Origin of the sequence: Streptomyces sp. NPDC048192, assembly GCF_043202415.1 — a bacterium.
Classification (GTDB): Bacteria; Actinomycetota; Actinomycetes; order Streptomycetales; family Streptomycetaceae; genus Streptomyces.
The window spans coordinates 193878-209149 of sequence record NZ_JBIDAL010000012.1 but is presented as its reverse complement, the minus strand read 5'-3'; the positions used below and the strand labels follow the sequence as shown (position 1 = coordinate 209149).

Genomic DNA, 15272 nt, shown 5'->3' with positions numbered 1-15272 from the left:
GTCTGCGACGATCCCTGCGTGGACTATCCGAACGACCAGGCCCCCGGCGCCCCCGTCCGCTCCGGCATCCCCGAGCACGGGCGCATCCCCAAGTACTACGCGGTGAAGGCGCGGATCGCCGCCCTGCTGGAGGAGCTGGGCGAGGACAGCGTCATCCCCACCGAGCGGGACCTCGCCGAGCGGTACGACGTCGCCCGGGAGACGGTGCGGCAGGCCGTGCGGGAGCTGGTGCTGGAGGGGCGGCTGCGGCGCAAGGGGCGCGGGACCGTGGTCGCCGGGCCCAAGCTCGCCCAGCCGCTGTCCCTCGCCAGCTACACCGAGGGCGTGCGGCGGCAGGGCCGTACACCCGGCCGCACGCTCGTCACCCTGGACCGCTTCCCCTGCCCCGACGCCCTCGCCGCCGAGACCGGGCTCACCCGGGGCGAGCCCGTCTGGCACCTGGAGCGCGTGCTGCTCGCCGACGACGAGCGGGTGGGCCTGGAGAGCACGTACGTGGCCGTGGCGCGGGTGCCCCGGCTGGACGCCGGCTTCGACCCCGACTCCTCCTTCTACGGCTATCTCGCCGCCCAGGGCATCGCCTTCGGCGATGCCGATGAGCGGATCGAGACCGTGCTGGCCACGCCCCGCGAGGCCCTGCTCATCGGCACCCCGCCCGCCCTGCCGATGCTGCTGATCCACCGCGTCTCCAGGGACACCGAGGGCCGCCCGCTGGAGCGTGTGCGCTCGCTGTACCGGGGCGACCGGTTCTCCTTCACGGCACACCTCAAAGGCTGACAAAAAGCCCCGGACCCACCCTTCTGAATGTCACGAAAAGATAACGGGTCTAGTCCAAATCCGATGGGTCGTTCACGCTCTCGTTGACCGCCGGATGTCTCCGGTTACCCGATCACCAGGAGCGTTGACGTCGTGAAAGTGACAGTCGTCGGAGCAGGCGTGGTGGGCACCATGCACGCCTGGCAGGCAGTGCGGCGCGGCCACCAGGTCGTCCAGATCGAGCGCGAGGCCGAGGCGCGCGGCGCCTCGCTGCGCAACTTCGGGCAGATCTGGGTGAGCGGCCGCGCGGGCGGAGAAGAGCTTCGAGCCGCGCTGCGGGCGCGGGAACTGTGGGAGGAGATCGGCGCGCGGATACCGGCGCTGGGCTTCCGGGCGAACGGCTCCCTGACCCCCGTACGCGGTCCCCTGGAACTCGCCGTCGCCGAGGCCGCCGTGGCCCGCGCGGACGCCGCCGACCGCGGCTACAAGCTGCTCGGTCCCGGCGAGGCCCGCGCCCTCAACCCCGCCCTGCGGGGCGACTTCACCGCCGCCCTGCACTGCGAGCGGGACGCGGCCGTCGAGCCCCGCACCGCCCAGCTGGCCCTGCGCGCCGAGCTGTCCAAGTCCCCGGACTACACCTTCCTGCCCGGCCGCGAGGTCCGCGAGGTCACCGGACCCGGAACCGTCCGGGACGACCACGGCGACGTGCACCGGGCCGACGCGGTCGTGCTGTGCACCGGCGCCTGGCTCGGCGGACTCGTCCGCGAACTCGCCGGACCGGACCTGCCCGTGCGCCGGGTGCGGCTGCAGATGATGCAGACCGACCCGCTCGGCGAGCCGCTGCCGACGTCCGTCGCCGACGCCGACAGCTTCCGCTACTACCCGGCCTACGCCTCCCCTGCGCTGGACGAGCTCAACGCCCGGCAGCCGCAGCCGGAGACCGCCGCCGCGCACCGGATGCAGCTGCTCATGGTGCAGCGCGCCGACGGCGGACTGACCATCGGCGACACCCACGAGTACGAGCACCCCTTCGCCTTCGACACCGTCGAGGAGCCCTACGAGCACCTCACCGGCGTCGTGGAGTCCCTGCTCGGCCGGCCGCTGCCGCGCATCCGGCGCCGCTGGGCGGGCGTGTACGCACAGTGCACCGAGCCCGGCCGGGTGGTGCACCGCCGGCAGGTGAGCGAGGGGGTGTGGCTGGTCACGGGGCCCGGCGGGCGCGGCATGACCTGCGCCCCCGCCATAGCCGAGACCACCGCGAACGAACTGGGCTGGTGAGCGATCCCATGACACCCGTCACCCCCGACATCCGACTCGTCGTCCTGGACATGGCCGGCACGACCGTCGCCGACGGCGGCCTGGTCGAGCGCGCCTTCGAGGCGGCGGCCCGTGAACTGGGCGTCGAGCCCGGCTCGGCCCGGCACGCCGAGCACCTCGCGTACGTCCGCGCCACCATGGGCGAGTCCAAGATCTCCGTCTTCCGGCACCTGTTCGGCGACGAGGAACGCGCCCGGCGCGCCAACACCGCCTTCGAGAAGGCGTACGGCGAGCTGGTCGACGCCGGTCTGGTCGCCCCCGTGCCCGGCGCCCGCGAGGCCGTCGAGGAACTGGCCGGCAGCGGCCGCACCGTCGTGCTGACCACCGGCTTCTCCCGGGTCACCCAGGACGCCCTGCTGGACGCCCTCGGCTGGCGGGACCTCGTCCCGCTCACCCTGTGCCCCGCCGACGCCGGCGGGCGCGGGCGGCCGTACCCGGACATGGTCCTGACGGCGTTCCTGCGCACGCGGGCCGCCGACGACGTCCGTCAGGTCGCCGTCGTCGGGGACACCTCCTACGACGTGCTCAGCGGTGTGCGCGCCGGGGCCGGGCTGGTCGCCGGGGTGCGCACCGGCGCCCACGGCGACGAGCAGTTCCGCACCGCCGGCGCCACGCACGTCCTCGACTCCGTCGCCGGCCTGCCCGCGCTGCTGGGTCCGGCCTCTTCGAGGCGCTGACGGGCCCTCAGCCGCCGGCCGGCGAAAGGCCGGGGTCAGGATCAGGCCGCGCTGATTAGGCTGGGGGCGTCGGTACGCCGTGGTTCCGGCGCCCCCGCCTTTCTTGACCGTACGCACGCCAGGAGACGCACACATGGCAGACCGCAAGCCGATCGAGTCGTGGCTCACCGACATGGACGGTGTCCTGATCCACGAGGGCGTCCCGATCCCCGGGGCCGACGCCTTCCTGAAGAAGCTGCGGGAGTCCGGGCGGCCCTTCCTCGTGCTGACCAACAACTCCATCTACACCGCCCGCGACCTGCACGCCCGGCTGAACCGGATGGGCCTGGAGGTGCCGGTGGAGAACATCTGGACCTCGGCGCTGGCCACCGCCCAGTTCCTGGACGACCAGCGGCCCGGCGGCACCGCCTACGTCATCGGCGAGGCCGGCCTGACCACGGCACTGCACGACATCGGCTACATCCTCACCGACCACGACCCCGACTTCGTGATCCTGGGCGAGACCCGCACCTACTCCTTCGAGGCCCTGACCAAGGCGGTGCGGCTGATCAACGCCGGCGCCCGGTTCATCGCCACCAACCCGGACAACGTCGGCCCCTCCACCGAGGGCGACCTGCCCGCCACCGGCTCGGTCGCCGCTCTGATCACCGCCGCGACCGGCAAGAAGCCGTACTTCGTCGGCAAGCCCAACCCGCTGATGATGCGGGCCGGGCTCAACGCCATCGGCGCCCACTCCGAGACCTCCGCCATGATCGGCGACCGCATGGACACCGACGTCCTCGCGGGCCTGGAGGCCGGGATGCGCACCTTCCTCGTGCTGTCCGGCGTCACCCAGCCGGATCAGGTCGACCGCTATCCCTTCCGGCCCTCCCAGGTCGTCGACTCCATCGCGGACCTGGTCGACCTCGTCCTCTGACCTGCGGCGACGAAAGCCCGATCCACCCGTTCGGAGCAATCTGGCGCCCCCCGAGGATGCGGGGGCGCCCGGGGCGGGGGAGCCTCCTGGTAACTGGAGGTTCACGATGGGCTCACTACGCCTCACTGTCTGTACAGGAATCCTGGCCGCCGCCGCGTTCGGCCCGGCGGCCCAGGCCGCCGACGCCGGCTCGGTCTCCGTGACCCCCGCCTCCCCGGCGCCCGGCACCGACGTCTCGGTACGGGTCCACGGCTGCCCCGGGTCCCAGGGCACCGCCGTCTCGGACGCCTTCGTCTCCGACGCCCTGCTGACCGGCGCCCGGGACGCCCTGTCCGGCGAGACCCGCGTCCGCTCGGCCCTGACACCGGGCGCCTACGACATCAGGGTGACCTGCGCCGACTACGTGATCACCGGACGCCTCACGGTCACCGGCCGGGCCACGGGCCCGGGCGCCGGGCCGGCCACGCTGCCGGGACGCGAGCCCACCGGCGCCCCCTCGCCCGTCGCCCCCGTCCCCGCGGGCGGCGGCGGCACCGCGCACTTCGCGACCGTCGCCACCACCGAGTCCGGCCCCGACACCGTCCAGACGGTGACCGGCCTGGCCCTCGCCGCCCTCGCGGCCCTCGCCGTCGCGCTGCGCGCCCGCGCCGGCCGCGGCCCGCGCTGACCGCCGCCCATGACCGACGACCGCGGCCACACCACCGGCACCGGGCGGCTCGCCACCGGCCTGACCTGGGCGGTGCTGCTGTTCGGGCTCTGGCTGTGGGGACGCGGGGTGACCGGCGTACCGCACACCGAGGACGGCCCCGCCACCGGCGGCCTGTTCGCCGCCGCACCCCGGCTGCCCGGCCCGGCCCGGCCGCTCGGCGACGCCCTGCCCCAGCGCCTCGACATCCCCCAGCTGCGCGTGCAGGCACCCGTGGTGAGCCGCGGCCTGGACGCCCAGGGCGCCATCGACCCGCCCCCCTACGACCAGCCGGGCGTGGTCGGCTGGTACGGCGCCGGCACCAAGCCCGGCGCCTCCGGCGCGGCGCTCCTGGTCGGGCACGTCGACACCGAGACCCGGCCCGCGGTCTTCTACAAGCTCAGTACCCTCAAGCCCGGCGACACCGTCCGCGTGGTCCGCTCGGACGGCAAGGTCGCCCGGTTCACCGTCGACGACGTCCGCGTCCTGCCCCGCGCCGGCTTCGACGCCCGGCAGGCCTACGCCCCCCACCACCCCGGCCGCGCCGAACTCCGCCTCATCACCTGCGGCGGCCCCTTCGACCGCGCCGCCCACCGCTACACGGCCAACGTCGTGGTCTCCGCCTACCTCACCGGAAGCACCGGCTGACCGCCGTACCCCCCGCCCCGCACACCCCGCCGCGCCCCCGCGCGACCTCGTGACGAGGCGCCGGATATGCCACGATTGGACGCCCGGACCGGTGCGCCCAGGGGGGAATCGCATGGACGACAGCAGGGGGGCCCGTGCGTCCGCGCGGGCGTCGGCGGCGGTGCTGCTGGGAGCGGCACTGCTGCTCGCCGGATGCTCATCCGGAGGCGGGGACGGCCACGGGGGCCCGGGGGGCCCGATCACCCAGCAGCCCAAGGCCGCCGACCCGTTCTGGGTCAACCCGGACGGCACCGCGGCCCGCCGGCTCGCCGCCTACGAGAAGGCCGGCAAGAAGACCGAGGCCGCGCAGATCCGGAAGATCGCCGAGCAGCCGGTGGGGGAGTGGATCGGCCCGGAGAACCCGGAGCAGGAGGCCCGCGGCTTCACCGAGGCCGCCGAGAAGTCCGACCGCACGGCCCTGCTCGTCCTCTACGACATCCCGCACCGCGACTGCGGCCAGTACTCCCGGGGCGGAGCGGCCGACGGCAACGCCTACCGCGCCTGGATCGACGCCGTCGCCCGCGGCATCCAGGACCGCTCCGCCATCGTGATCCTGGAGCCCGACGCCGTCCTGCACCTCGTGGACGGCTGCACCCCCGACCGGTTCCACGAGGAGCGCTACGACCTGCTCAAGGGCGCGATCACCCGGCTGAAGTCCCTGAGGAACACCAGGGTCTACCTGGACGCGGGCAACGCGGGCTGGGGCCACCCCGACCAGATCTTCCAGCCCCTGAAGCAGGCCGGCATCGACCAGGCCGACGGCTTCTCCGTCAACGTCTCCAACTTCTACTCCACCCGGGACTCCATCGCCTACGGCAGGCAGCTCTCGGCGAAGGTGGGCGGCAAGCACTTCGTCATCGACACCAGCAGGAACGGCAACGGCCCCTACACCCAGGGCGATCCCGCCCAGCGCTGGTGCAACCCGCCGGGCCGGGCCCTCGGCGAGACCCCCACGACGAAGACGGCCGACCCCCTGGTGGACGCCTACCTGTGGATCAAACGCCCGGGGGAGTCGGACGGTACCTGCAAGGGAGGGCCCAAGGCGGGAGAGTGGTGGGCGAGTTACGCACTCGCCCTGGCCGAGAACAGCACATGAGCCTCACGGCACCCGAACCCACCGCGCCTTGCTCGGCGTCCCCTGGTCGTCGTCCACGAACAGCATGTACCAGCCGGAGGTGACCAGGTTCCGGTTCTTCGGGACCGTCACCGTGATCCTGTTCCCGGACGTCCTGAAGTCCAGCGCGATCGACCGCTGGTCCACGTCCGTGACATGCGTCGACGCGCTGGGCCGGATCAGCCGCACCTTCTTGACACTGGCCGCGTGATCCGACGTGAACGTCCCCGAGGCGCCGCGGGCGATCGTCTGAGGGCCTCCGCCGAGCGACGGCCGGGACCCCCGGTAGAGGTACGGCGGGGTGTAGATCTCGATCCGCTGCTCGAACTTCCCCGGCTCGGTGTTCGCCTTGTCGCCGTACAGCGGGTCGGACCCGAAGAACATCACCCGCCCGTCCGGCAGCAGGATCGACCCGGAGTGGTAGTTCCGGCCCACCAGCGGATCGGCGACCCGGGTGAAGCTGTTGCTGTCCGGGTGGTAGATCCGCGCCTGGAGGATGTCCGAGTCACCGCGCCCCCGGTAGTCCTCGGAGCCGCCGGAGACCAGCACGGTGTCGTCGGGCAGGATGGAGGACTGCGGGTACCGGGTGCCCTTCTCCAGCTCGGGCCCGTCCACGAAGCGCGGGTTCTTCGCCTTCAGGTCGATCAGCCGGGTCTTCCTGCTGGACAGCTTCGACTCGCCGACGCCTCCGCCGCCGATCACCATGAACCTCTCGTCCTGAGCCGGAGGCAGCAGCACGGTCCCGGAGGTCTCCATCATGTCCGGATCGCTCAGCCCGGGCAGCTTGGTGAACTTGTTGGTGCCGACGTCCCAGATGCCGGGGTCGCGGCCGACGTTGTCGGGGCCGTACCCGGCGTTCGAACCCGAGTAGAAGATCTCGCCGTTCTGCGTCAGGAACAGCGCCGGATACGTCGGGAACTGCCGGACCGTCTTCGTGTAGGTCCACTTCCTGGTGCTGGGGTCGAAGACCTCGTTCTTGCCCGGCACCAGCTGGCCGATGTCGTCGAGGCCGGAGACGCTGAGGATCTTCCCGTCGGACAGCGTGGTGAGCGTCGGGTACCAGCGGGCCTCGTTCATCGGGTCGACCTTGATGTACCGCTCGGCGACCGGGTCGAACTCGTAGGCGTCCTTGATCCCCTCGAAGTCCTTCTTGTCGAGGGCGAGTTTCTGCGCGATCCCGTACGTGTTGCGCGCGTCGGCGCCGGTGAGGCCCTGGATGCGGTAGTTGTCCTGGGTGCCGGTCTCGTACGCGGCGCCCTCCTTCGGCGCCTCGACGTAGACCCGGCCGTAACCGGGGTTGTTCCGCAGCCACTTGCCGGCCTTGTCGAAGACCTTCGTGGCGCGCGGGACCAGCACCGGGTCCTGGGAGAGGAACGTCCTGCCGTTCTTCTTCCCGGTGAACCTGGTGCCCGCGGGCAGGGTGATCGGCTTGTCCGGGTTCTCGTTGTAGAGGATCATGACGCCGCCGGCCTTCTTGACGTCGCCCTTGAGCTTCTCGTACCGCTTGGTGCCGCCCGCGATGAGCAGCCTGCCGTCGGCGAGCTGGGTGTGGCCGGTGCAGAACAGGTCGTTGGGCGTGGGGACCTTCTTGACCGTGCCCTTGACCGGGTCCCAGATCCGGGTGTCGAACCTCTTCCTGGCGAAGTTTCCCTGGTTGTTGCCCGAGCCCGCGACGAGCAGCACCTTGCCGGTGTGCAGCAGCGCCGCGTGGATGGTGTCCTGGCGGTACTGCGGCGGGAACTCGATGATGTCCCAGTGGCCGTTCGCGGCCTTGTACTCGGGTCTGTTGATCTTGTACTCGTGGTACTGCGCGGTGCCGAAGCGATAGACCCACGGCCCGTTCATCCCTGCCAGCGCGAGCACCACCGCCGTACCGATCGCGAGCCTGCGGACGCGTCGGCGGCCGGACTGGTCCCTCATTCCTTGCGTCCCCCCGGTCCGCCCAGCGCGATCTGCATGGTCTGCTCGTTCTCCGCGGCCCGCTCCCCGTCCGTGCCGGCCGCCCAGGCGGGCCGCTGGAGCGGCGGATGGGCCGCGTACGCCGCGGGCACCGCGTCCTGCGGTTCGGGCGCCGGCGTGGGCCGCCCGCGTTCCCGCCGCAGCGTGTACCGCCAGGCCAGGATCGGGGAGGCGGTGATCAGCAGGGCCAGCGAAGCCCAGGTGATCACCGCGGGGTGGGAGTGCCCGAGCGCGCATCCGGCGGCGAGCGAGCCGCCGAAGACCAGGATGAAGAACCAGTGCACCCGGAACGTCCCGAACAGCGTGTCGGGGCTCGCGGACCCGCCCTTGGGGGTCACCACGAACGTGCTCCTGCGGCGCAGTACGGCGTCCATCAGGGAGCGTGCGTAGATCGGCGCGGACAGCGCCGACATCACCATGCCCGCGACACCGCCGGACCCCTCCGGCTCGTGCGGGGAGACGTTGTGCCGCCGGTTCCAGACGTACAGGCCGATCTGGAGGGCGGAGGCGTTGCCGTACAGCATCAGCCACACGGTCGGGTCGATGTTCACGCCCGAGGCGCCGAGGCCCAGGAAGAGGGCGCAGCTCAGCGCCGCGAGGATCCAGTTGAGCGCGGACATCGGGTAGAAGAGGATCATCATCGTGTAGTTGAAGAGCCTGCCCGGCCCCAGGGTGAACAGGCCCTTCCAGTACTGCTTGAGGATCGTCTCGTAGGTGCCGCGGGACCAGCGCAGCTGCTGGGTGAAGAAGTCGGTCCAGGCGGCCGGGCCCTCGCCGACGGCGAGCACGTCCGGGGTGTAGACCGACTTCCACTTCCGTCCCGTCGCCGGGTTCTGGGCGCGGTGCATCTCGAAGCCCGTCGCCATGTCCTCGGTGATGGAGTCGTACAGGCCGCCGATCTGCCGGATGGCCCTGATGCGTACGGCGTTGGAGGTGCCGACGAACATCGGGGCGCCGTAGCGGTTGCCGGCGCGCTGGATCAGGGCGTGGAAGAGGAACTGCTGGGACTCCGCGGCCTTGGTGACGAAGGTGTCGTAGTTGCCGTAGACCTGCGGGCCGATGACGAAGCCGACGTCCGGGTCGCGGAAGTAGCCGAGCATCCGCTCCAGGTAGTTGGGCAGCGGCACGTGGTCGGTGTCGACGGAGGCGAAGAAGTCGTAGTCGTCGCCGTGCGCCTCCAGCCAGGCGTTGTAGTTGCCGTGCTTGGTCTTCGCCCGGTGCGGCCCTTTGGGCCGGTTCCACTTCTCCACTCCCCTGCGGGTGAAGTGGTGCACGCCGAGCCGGGCGCAGACCTCCTTGACGGCCGGGTCGTCGCCCTCGTCCAGCAGCCACACGTGCACAAGGCCCCGGTGGCGCAGCCTCACCGCCGCCTGGAGGGTCCTCGTCACCATCTCCAGCGGTTCCTTGCCGGGCACGTAGGTGGTGAGGAAGGCGACCCTGGTGCCGGTCTCCGGTACCACCGGCACCGGGTCGCGGGCGACGAGTGTGGCGTGCGCGTTCGACAGCACGTTCATGCAGCGGAAGGACTCGATCAGGCCGATCGAGACGAGCATGACGACGTCGAGGGCCGGCAGGAATCCGTAGGCGGGATGGTCGCGTGCGGTCCAGTGCTCGGGCCGGAGCAGCCAGAACAGCAGGACCAGGGAGAGCAGGGGGGCCGCGCCCAGCATGAGCGCGGCACGGACCCGGTGCGGCTCCTGGGAGAGCAGCGACCGGTACCGCACCCGGTACGGCCTGTCCGGGTCGGGCTGGGTGAGAGGGCCGGCGAGCCGGCTGTAGTGCTCGTAGTCGTATCTCGGCAGGGTCTTCCTGATCCGGCGCAACTGGCCCGTCCGGTGGCCGCTCACCCTCAGCTGCGTGGTCTGTGACGAGTCGTCGTGCACGTGGCTGTGTCCGGCGCCGGTCGGCGTCGACGTCATGAGTCATTCCCCCCACACGCAGGTCACCGCGTGTCGCCTCGGTTCCTTTCCGCCCGGCCGGCTTCCCCTCGCGCCCGCGCGGCGGAGTCAGTGGTGTCCGCGGTCCCCGTCCTGCCCACCTCGAAGACAGGCGGCGGCGGCCTTCCGGTGGCGCGACGCCCCCCTCGGCGTCGCATCAGGAGCGGGGCCCCCTCCCCGCCGTCTCGCCACCGTTTCCCCCCCAACTGCCGCCAAAGGGCGGCAGCTTGGACATCCAGGGTTCTACGGTGCTCCGCATGATCGCAAGACGCGAAACGCGGTGTTTACGGCCTAAACCCGTTCATTGTGGCGCGCATGGGGCTCGGGAGGCTCGGACGCGCCGGTGGTTCCGGGCGTTCGGGGTGTGCCGGTGGTGGAGAGGCGGACACGGATGTTGCCGAAGTGGTCCCTTATGGCCTTCTCCGCCCGCAACGAGTCGCCGGACCGGACCGCGTCCAGGATCTCCCGGTGCTGCCGGCAGGTGACCCCGGGGTCCTGCGGCACGTCCACCAGATCCCGCTGCACCCGGTGGAAGGCGTCCCAGAACGCCTCCAGCACCTCGCTCAGCAGCACGTTGTCCAGCCCCCGGTAGAGGGTGGCGTGGAAGGCGCGGTCGGTCTCGGCGAGGCCAGCCCCCTGTGCGGCCTGCTGTTCCATGCGGTCCACGAGGGCGTCCAGTTCGACGAGGTCCGCCGCGGGCAGCCGCCCGGCCAGCCGCGAGACCAGCCCGGTCTCCACGGCCTCGCGCAGCTCCAGCAGCTGCAGCAGCGAGTCCTCGCCCCGGTAGTGTCCCGCGACCGTGCGGAAGGCCAGGCCCTCGATCATCGGTGCGAACGACATCGAGCCCACGTACGTCCCGAAGCCGTGCCGGATCTCCACGATCCCCATCGCCTGGAGCGCCTTCAGGGCCTCGCGCACGGAGTTCCGGCTCGCGCCGAGGTACTCCATCAGCTCGGGCTCGGTCGGCAGCGGGGCGCCCGAGGGCAGCCGCCGGTCGACGATCAGCTTCTTGATCCGTTCCTGCAGGTCCCGGGCTGCCATGGCGAGAGCGTATCCGGCCCGGTTCGGCTTCTCGATAGCCGTTCACCGCGGCTCGGGGGGGTGTGGGTGGCGAAGCCCCCACAGCGCGCGGCGAAGCCGCGCAGAAACAGAGATGGCGAGGCAGGTCCGCGCTTTTTGCGGACATGCCTCGCCATCGTCATCGTGCGCCGCCAGGGACTCGAACCCCGGACCCGCTGATTAAGAGTCAGCTGCTCTAACCAACTGAGCTAGCGGCGCCTGCTGACGTGGAGAACTCTACCCGACCTCAGGGGGTGCCGATGACCACCCCCGGGTGACCGGGCGGTGGCGCGAAGGCCCCGTGTACATCATTCGGACCGTCAAAGTGGCGGTCCGCTGGCCAGTTAGCAGACTGATCAACGTGCACACTCGCGGACAAACCACCACCGAATGTGAGGCAGATCGCATGACGGCTCCGGTGTTCGAGGAGTTCCACCCCGCCGCCGACTGTGACTGCCCCGGCTGCGCCGAGGGCCGGCGGGCACGTCACCGCCCGTCGGCGGGTCGCCTCGGCGGTCCCGCCGCGGCCTGCGGAATCGTCGCGGTGGCCGCCGCGTCCGCGGTCCTCGGCGCGGTCGCCCCGGCCGTCGCGGCACCCGTCGGACACCCCGCCGGTCAGCGCGCGCACGCCCCCGGCGACGGCGGCCCCGCGACGCCCCAGGGCGCCAGGGGCCCGCTGCACGGCCCCAAGGGCACACCGGCGGGGCCCGGCACCGCCCCGATCCCGGCCACCACCCGGGCCAAGATCATCGAGCGGGCCAAGACCTGGGTGGCCGCCAAGGTGCCGTACAGCATGGACAAGTACTGGACCGACGGCTACCGGCAGGACTGCTCGGGCTATGTCTCCATGGCCTGGGGGCTGCCGGGCAACGAGTGGACGGGCAGCCTCGGCGGGTTCGGCGTGAAGATCACCAAGGAGGAGCTGGGGCCCGGCGACATCCTGCTCTACCACAACCCGGACGACCCCGAGAAAGGCTCCCACGTGGTGATCTTCGGCGGCTGGACGGACGACGCCCACACCACCTACACGGTCTACGAGCAGACGCCCCCGCACGCCCGCAGCCAGCCGACCCCCTATCCCTACTGGAGCAACACCGACAAGTACGTCCCCTACCGCTACAAGGGCCTGACCGCCGACACGGGCAAGGACGCGCTGCCGGACGCGGCGGTCCCCGGCATGCCGGACCTCGACCGGCTCACCGGGTACGCCGCCCAGGGGGCGCCCGCCTCGCACGGCGTGCCCGGTTATCCCGGCCGGCACCACTTCCGTCCGGGCGCGGAGAACGCCTCCGTCGAGCAACTGGGCCGGCGCCTGGTGGAGAAGGGCTTCGGCGGGTTCTACCCCACCGGTCCCGGACCGCGCTGGGGCGACGCGGACCGGCGCGCGGTGGAGGCCTTCCAGCGCACCCAGGGCTGGCGGGGCGGCGCCGCGGACGGCCACCCGGGCCCGGAGACCTGGCGCCGGCTCTTCCTGGGGGCGGCCCCCGACCGGACGGCCGGCCGCTGACCGCCCCGCTCGTCACACCCCCTGTTCCTACGACCGTTCACGGCTACATCCGCTACATCCCTTTCCCATCGCACGGCGCATCTGGCGCGGAGGCTGGAGGCACTCATGACGACGACCACGTCCCACACACCGCCCGAATCCGAGGGGCACCCGGAGGAGGCCGTGGACGAGGGCGGGCGCAACGCCCGGCTGATCCACCACGACACCACCGACATCCCGGTCCATCTGCTCTACCGCGACGGCCCCGACCCGGTGAAGCCGGCGGCGCCCCCGCTGCCGGCCGCCGTGGTGCCCGCCCGGCAGGGCACCGGTGAGCAGCCGCGCGCGGAGGGCCCCGAGCCGGTGCGCCGCCGGCCGCTGCCGCAGCCCGACCCGAAGCTGGTGGAACGCCCGGCGCCGGTGCTGCCCGGGGCGGTCGGGATGCTGGCCGGGGTGGCCGGGATCGCCGCCGGCCTGGCGACCTCGTGGTGGGCCGGGGTGCTGCCGCCGGGCGTCGTGCACGCGCTCCGGCTGCCCGTGTCCCCGCGCGCGGGGCTCGGCGCGGCGCAGTGGGCGGCGTACGCCGGGGCCTGGATCATCGCGATGATCGGCTTCGGCGGACTGGGCCGGGGCCGGGACGGGCGGGCCTGGGTGCTCGGCCTGTTCGGCGGCTACCGGGGGACGGTACGGCGCACCGGGCTGTTCTGGGTGAACCCGCTGCTGCAGCGGCGTCCGGCCGATGTGCGGCTGCGGCACTGGCGCAGCGAGGCGATGCCGGCGGCGGATCCCGAGGGGATCCCGCTGCGGGTGGTGGTGCTGGTGGTGTGGCGGGTGCGGGACACCGCGCGGGCCCTGCTCGGCGTCGGCGACCACGAGGCCTATCTGCGGGCGTGCGTGGAGGCGGCGCTGGCCCGGGTGCCGGTGGAGCCGGCGGGCGAGGACGGGGTGACGGCGGCGGGGGACGCGCTGACCGGGCTGGTGGCGCAGGACGCGGCGCCGGCCGGCCTGGAGGTGTTCTCGGTGCAGCCGGTGCGGGCGGAGTACGCCCCGGAGGTCGCGGCCGCGATGCGGCGGGGCCGGATCGCCCGGCTGGACGCCCGGCAGCGGGCCGGCATGCTCAGCGCGGTGGTGGACGCGGTGGAGGACACGGTGACCCGGCTCTCCGCGCGCGGTCTGGTCGAACTCGACGACTACGAGCGCAAGGCGCTGGTGCGGGACCTGACGGTCGCGTTCTGCTCGGGGCGCGGGGAGCCGGCGTGAGCGGTGGGGGAGGGCCGTCGCGGACAGCCGTGTGATTGGTATGGACATGTTCAACTAGCGGCAATAACCTGACACTTGGTCTAGACCTACGTACCTGCACAGCTCATCGAACTCCCCACGTTCTCAGGAGCGGCAGAATGCACACCAGGACCAAGACCAAGCTGTCCGCGGTCGTGCTGGGCGTGGTGACCGCCGGAGCGTTCGCGCTCTCCACCGGCGGCGCCAGCGGGCACGGCTACACCGACCTCCCCATCAGCAGGCAGAAACTCTGCGCCAACGGCACGGTGACGGGCTGCGGCGACATCCAGTACGAGCCGCAGAGCGTCGAGGGCCCCAAGGGCTTCCCGGCCGCGGGGCCCGCCGACGGCCAGATATGCAACGGCGGCCTGAGCCGGTTCGCCCAGCTCAGCTCGCCGACCACCCCCTCCGGCGGGGCGTGGCCCACCACCAGGGTGACGGGCGGCCAGACGTACACCTTCCGCTGGCAGTTCACCGCCATGCACGCCACGACGGACTTCAAGTACTACGTCACCAAGCAGGGCTGGAACCAGAACCACCCCCTGTCCCGCTCGGATCTCAACCTCACCCCGTTCCTGACGGTCCCGTACAACGGCCAGCGCCCGCCGGCCACCCTCAGCCACAGCGGCACCCTGCCGACCGGGCTGAGCGGGCACCACGTCATCCTCGCGGTGTGGACGATCGCCGACACGGGCAACGCGTTCTACGCCTGCTCGGACGTCACCTTCTGAGGGCCGTCCTGTCACAGCACGGAAACTGAGGTTCCCTTGAGGGCCGCCGCCCCCGCCGCCGGGTACGTTCCCCGCACGCCGGCCGAGCGGTACGGCGTACCGGACCTCGGGGGACCTCATGTTCGAGTTGCTCTTCTACGCCGTGCCCACCCTCATGATCGCGGGCTTCTCGGCGGCCCTGGCCGGGCTGCTGCGCCGCGCCTGGCGGATCAACCGGACCTGGTCCCGCGGGCTGACCGCCGAGGGCCGGTGCCTGCGGATGTTCACCACGACCAGTGGGGGCCGCGGGGACACCTCGGTGCACACGACCGTGCACCACGTCCACGAGTTCACCACCCACGACGGCCGCACCGTCCGGTTCGAGGAGAAGAACGGGCCCGCCACTGTCCTGGAGGGTGACTTCGTCACCGTGCGCTACCTGCCCGAGCGGCCGGAGCGGGCCACCGCGCTGCCGCCGGCCCGTGCCCGGCTCGCCGCCGGCACCGGCTGCGGGGTGGCCTTCCTCGGCGTGGCCATCATGTTCTGCGTCGTCTTCCTGGTGACCGCCCACATGATGTTCACGGAGTAGGCCGGGCTCCCGGCACCGGTTCACCGGCCATGGGGGTGTGGGTGGCGAAGCCCCCACGACGCGCGGCGAAGCCGCGCAGAAACAGAGATGGCGAGGCAGGTCCGC

The 15272-nt window shown here is 72.2% G+C and carries 14 protein-coding genes and 1 tRNA gene; 11 read left to right on the top strand and 4 right to left on the bottom strand.

Annotated elements, in window-relative coordinates; translation table 11 throughout:
• The first annotated feature begins 18 nt into the window (after nucleotides 1–18).
• The 7 genes from ACGFZN_RS26415 to ACGFZN_RS26385 all read left to right on the top strand — a co-directional run bounded on the left by ACGFZN_RS26415 (nucleotide 19) and on the right by ACGFZN_RS26385 (nucleotide 6131).
• On the top strand, nucleotides 19–774 hold the full coding sequence (locus ACGFZN_RS26415; protein ID WP_393860961.1) for a GntR family transcriptional regulator: 756 nt from the start codon (nucleotides 19–21) through the stop codon (nucleotides 772–774).
• A gap of 132 nt (nucleotides 775–906) precedes the next feature.
• Complete coding sequence (locus ACGFZN_RS26410; protein ID WP_393860960.1) at nucleotides 907–2031, top strand: TIGR03364 family FAD-dependent oxidoreductase; 1125 nt, start codon at nucleotides 907–909, stop codon at nucleotides 2029–2031.
• Between the two features lie 8 nt (nucleotides 2032–2039).
• On the top strand, nucleotides 2040–2747 hold the full coding sequence (locus tag ACGFZN_RS26405; protein WP_393860959.1) for a phosphonatase-like hydrolase: 708 nt from the start codon (nucleotides 2040–2042) through the stop codon (nucleotides 2745–2747).
• A gap of 133 nt (nucleotides 2748–2880) precedes the next feature.
• Entirely contained in the window at nucleotides 2881–3663 is a 783-nt protein-coding gene (locus ACGFZN_RS26400; RefSeq protein ID WP_393860958.1) for an HAD-IIA family hydrolase, read from the top strand.
• Nucleotides 3664–3769: 106 nt separating this feature from the next.
• On the top strand, nucleotides 3770–4330 hold the full coding sequence (locus ACGFZN_RS26395; protein ID WP_393860957.1) for a hypothetical protein: 561 nt from the start codon (nucleotides 3770–3772) through the stop codon (nucleotides 4328–4330).
• Between the two features lie 9 nt (nucleotides 4331–4339).
• On the top strand, nucleotides 4340–4996 hold the full coding sequence (locus ACGFZN_RS26390) for a class F sortase (RefSeq protein WP_393860956.1): 657 nt from the start codon (nucleotides 4340–4342) through the stop codon (nucleotides 4994–4996).
• 112 nt (nucleotides 4997–5108) lie between these two features.
• On the top strand, nucleotides 5109–6131 hold the full coding sequence (locus tag ACGFZN_RS26385) for a glycoside hydrolase family 6 protein (RefSeq protein ID WP_393860955.1): 1023 nt from the start codon (nucleotides 5109–5111) through the stop codon (nucleotides 6129–6131).
• A gap of 3 nt (nucleotides 6132–6134) precedes the next feature.
• On the opposite strand, the gene ACGFZN_RS26380 is transcribed toward ACGFZN_RS26385, so the two are convergent.
• The 4 genes from ACGFZN_RS26380 to ACGFZN_RS26365 all read right to left on the bottom strand — a co-directional run bounded on the left by ACGFZN_RS26380 (nucleotide 6135) and on the right by ACGFZN_RS26365 (nucleotide 11323).
• A complete protein-coding gene (locus ACGFZN_RS26380) occupies nucleotides 6135–8069 on the bottom strand; it encodes a galactose oxidase-like domain-containing protein (RefSeq protein ID WP_393860954.1) in 1935 nt (644 codons plus the stop codon).
• Nucleotides 8066–10027 (bottom strand): glycosyltransferase family 2 protein, encoded by a 1962-nt coding sequence (locus tag ACGFZN_RS26375; protein WP_393860953.1) that lies wholly within the window; start codon nucleotides 10025–10027, stop codon nucleotides 8066–8068. The genes ACGFZN_RS26380 and ACGFZN_RS26375 overlap by 4 nt, the downstream gene beginning before the upstream one ends.
• A gap of 309 nt (nucleotides 10028–10336) precedes the next feature.
• Nucleotides 10337–11086, bottom strand: a complete 750-nt coding sequence (locus ACGFZN_RS26370; RefSeq protein WP_393860952.1) for a FadR/GntR family transcriptional regulator — start codon at nucleotides 11084–11086, stop codon at nucleotides 10337–10339.
• 163 nt (nucleotides 11087–11249) lie between these two features.
• Nucleotides 11250–11323: transfer RNA gene (locus tag ACGFZN_RS26365), tRNA-Lys, on the bottom strand.
• 187 nt (nucleotides 11324–11510) lie between these two features.
• Between ACGFZN_RS26365 and ACGFZN_RS26360 the strand changes: the two genes are divergently transcribed.
• From ACGFZN_RS26360 to ACGFZN_RS26345, 4 genes are all read left to right on the top strand, one after another.
• Nucleotides 11511–12611 carry a peptidoglycan-binding protein gene (locus ACGFZN_RS26360; RefSeq protein ID WP_393860951.1) on the top strand — a complete coding sequence of 367 codons (1101 nt, stop codon included), beginning with the start codon at nucleotides 11511–11513 and terminating at the stop codon, nucleotides 12609–12611.
• A gap of 105 nt (nucleotides 12612–12716) precedes the next feature.
• Complete coding sequence (locus ACGFZN_RS26355) at nucleotides 12717–13850, top strand: SPFH domain-containing protein (protein ID WP_393860950.1); 1134 nt, start codon at nucleotides 12717–12719, stop codon at nucleotides 13848–13850.
• Nucleotides 13851–13987: 137 nt separating this feature from the next.
• The gene (locus tag ACGFZN_RS26350) at nucleotides 13988–14599 is read left to right on the top strand and encodes a lytic polysaccharide monooxygenase (protein WP_393860949.1); all 612 of its coding nucleotides are present in this window, start codon (nucleotides 13988–13990) and stop codon (nucleotides 14597–14599) included.
• Nucleotides 14600–14717: 118 nt separating this feature from the next.
• Nucleotides 14718–15167 (top strand): DUF3592 domain-containing protein, encoded by a 450-nt coding sequence (locus tag ACGFZN_RS26345; protein ID WP_393860948.1) that lies wholly within the window; start codon nucleotides 14718–14720, stop codon nucleotides 15165–15167.
• Nucleotides 15168–15272: the final 105 nt, after the last annotated feature.

Excerpts from the sequence above, each read along its gene's own strand:
- ACGFZN_RS26400 (WP_393860958.1), top strand. The coding sequence starts at position 2,881 with ATGGCAGACCGCAAGCCGATCGAGTCGTGGCTCACCGACATGGACGGT.
- ACGFZN_RS26355 (WP_393860950.1), top strand. The coding sequence starts at position 12,717 with ATGACGACGACCACGTCCCACACACCGCCCGAATCCGAGGGGCACCCG.
- ACGFZN_RS26395 (WP_393860957.1), top strand. The coding sequence starts at position 3,770 with ATGGGCTCACTACGCCTCACTGTCTGTACAGGAATCCTGGCCGCCGCC.
- ACGFZN_RS26345 (WP_393860948.1), top strand. The coding sequence starts at position 14,718 with ATGTTCGAGTTGCTCTTCTACGCCGTGCCCACCCTCATGATCGCGGGC.
- ACGFZN_RS26405 (WP_393860959.1), top strand. The coding sequence starts at position 2,040 with ATGACACCCGTCACCCCCGACATCCGACTCGTCGTCCTGGACATGGCC.
- ACGFZN_RS26370 (WP_393860952.1), bottom strand. The coding sequence starts at position 11,086 with ATGGCAGCCCGGGACCTGCAGGAACGGATCAAGAAGCTGATCGTCGAC.
- ACGFZN_RS26385 (WP_393860955.1), top strand. The coding sequence starts at position 5,109 with ATGGACGACAGCAGGGGGGCCCGTGCGTCCGCGCGGGCGTCGGCGGCG.
- ACGFZN_RS26360 (WP_393860951.1), top strand. The coding sequence starts at position 11,511 with ATGACGGCTCCGGTGTTCGAGGAGTTCCACCCCGCCGCCGACTGTGAC.
- ACGFZN_RS26380 (WP_393860954.1), bottom strand. The coding sequence starts at position 8,069 with ATGAGGGACCAGTCCGGCCGCCGACGCGTCCGCAGGCTCGCGATCGGT.
- ACGFZN_RS26375 (WP_393860953.1), bottom strand. The coding sequence starts at position 10,027 with ATGACGTCGACGCCGACCGGCGCCGGACACAGCCACGTGCACGACGAC.
- ACGFZN_RS26390 (WP_393860956.1), top strand. The coding sequence starts at position 4,340 with ATGACCGACGACCGCGGCCACACCACCGGCACCGGGCGGCTCGCCACC.
- ACGFZN_RS26350 (WP_393860949.1), top strand. The coding sequence starts at position 13,988 with ATGCACACCAGGACCAAGACCAAGCTGTCCGCGGTCGTGCTGGGCGTG.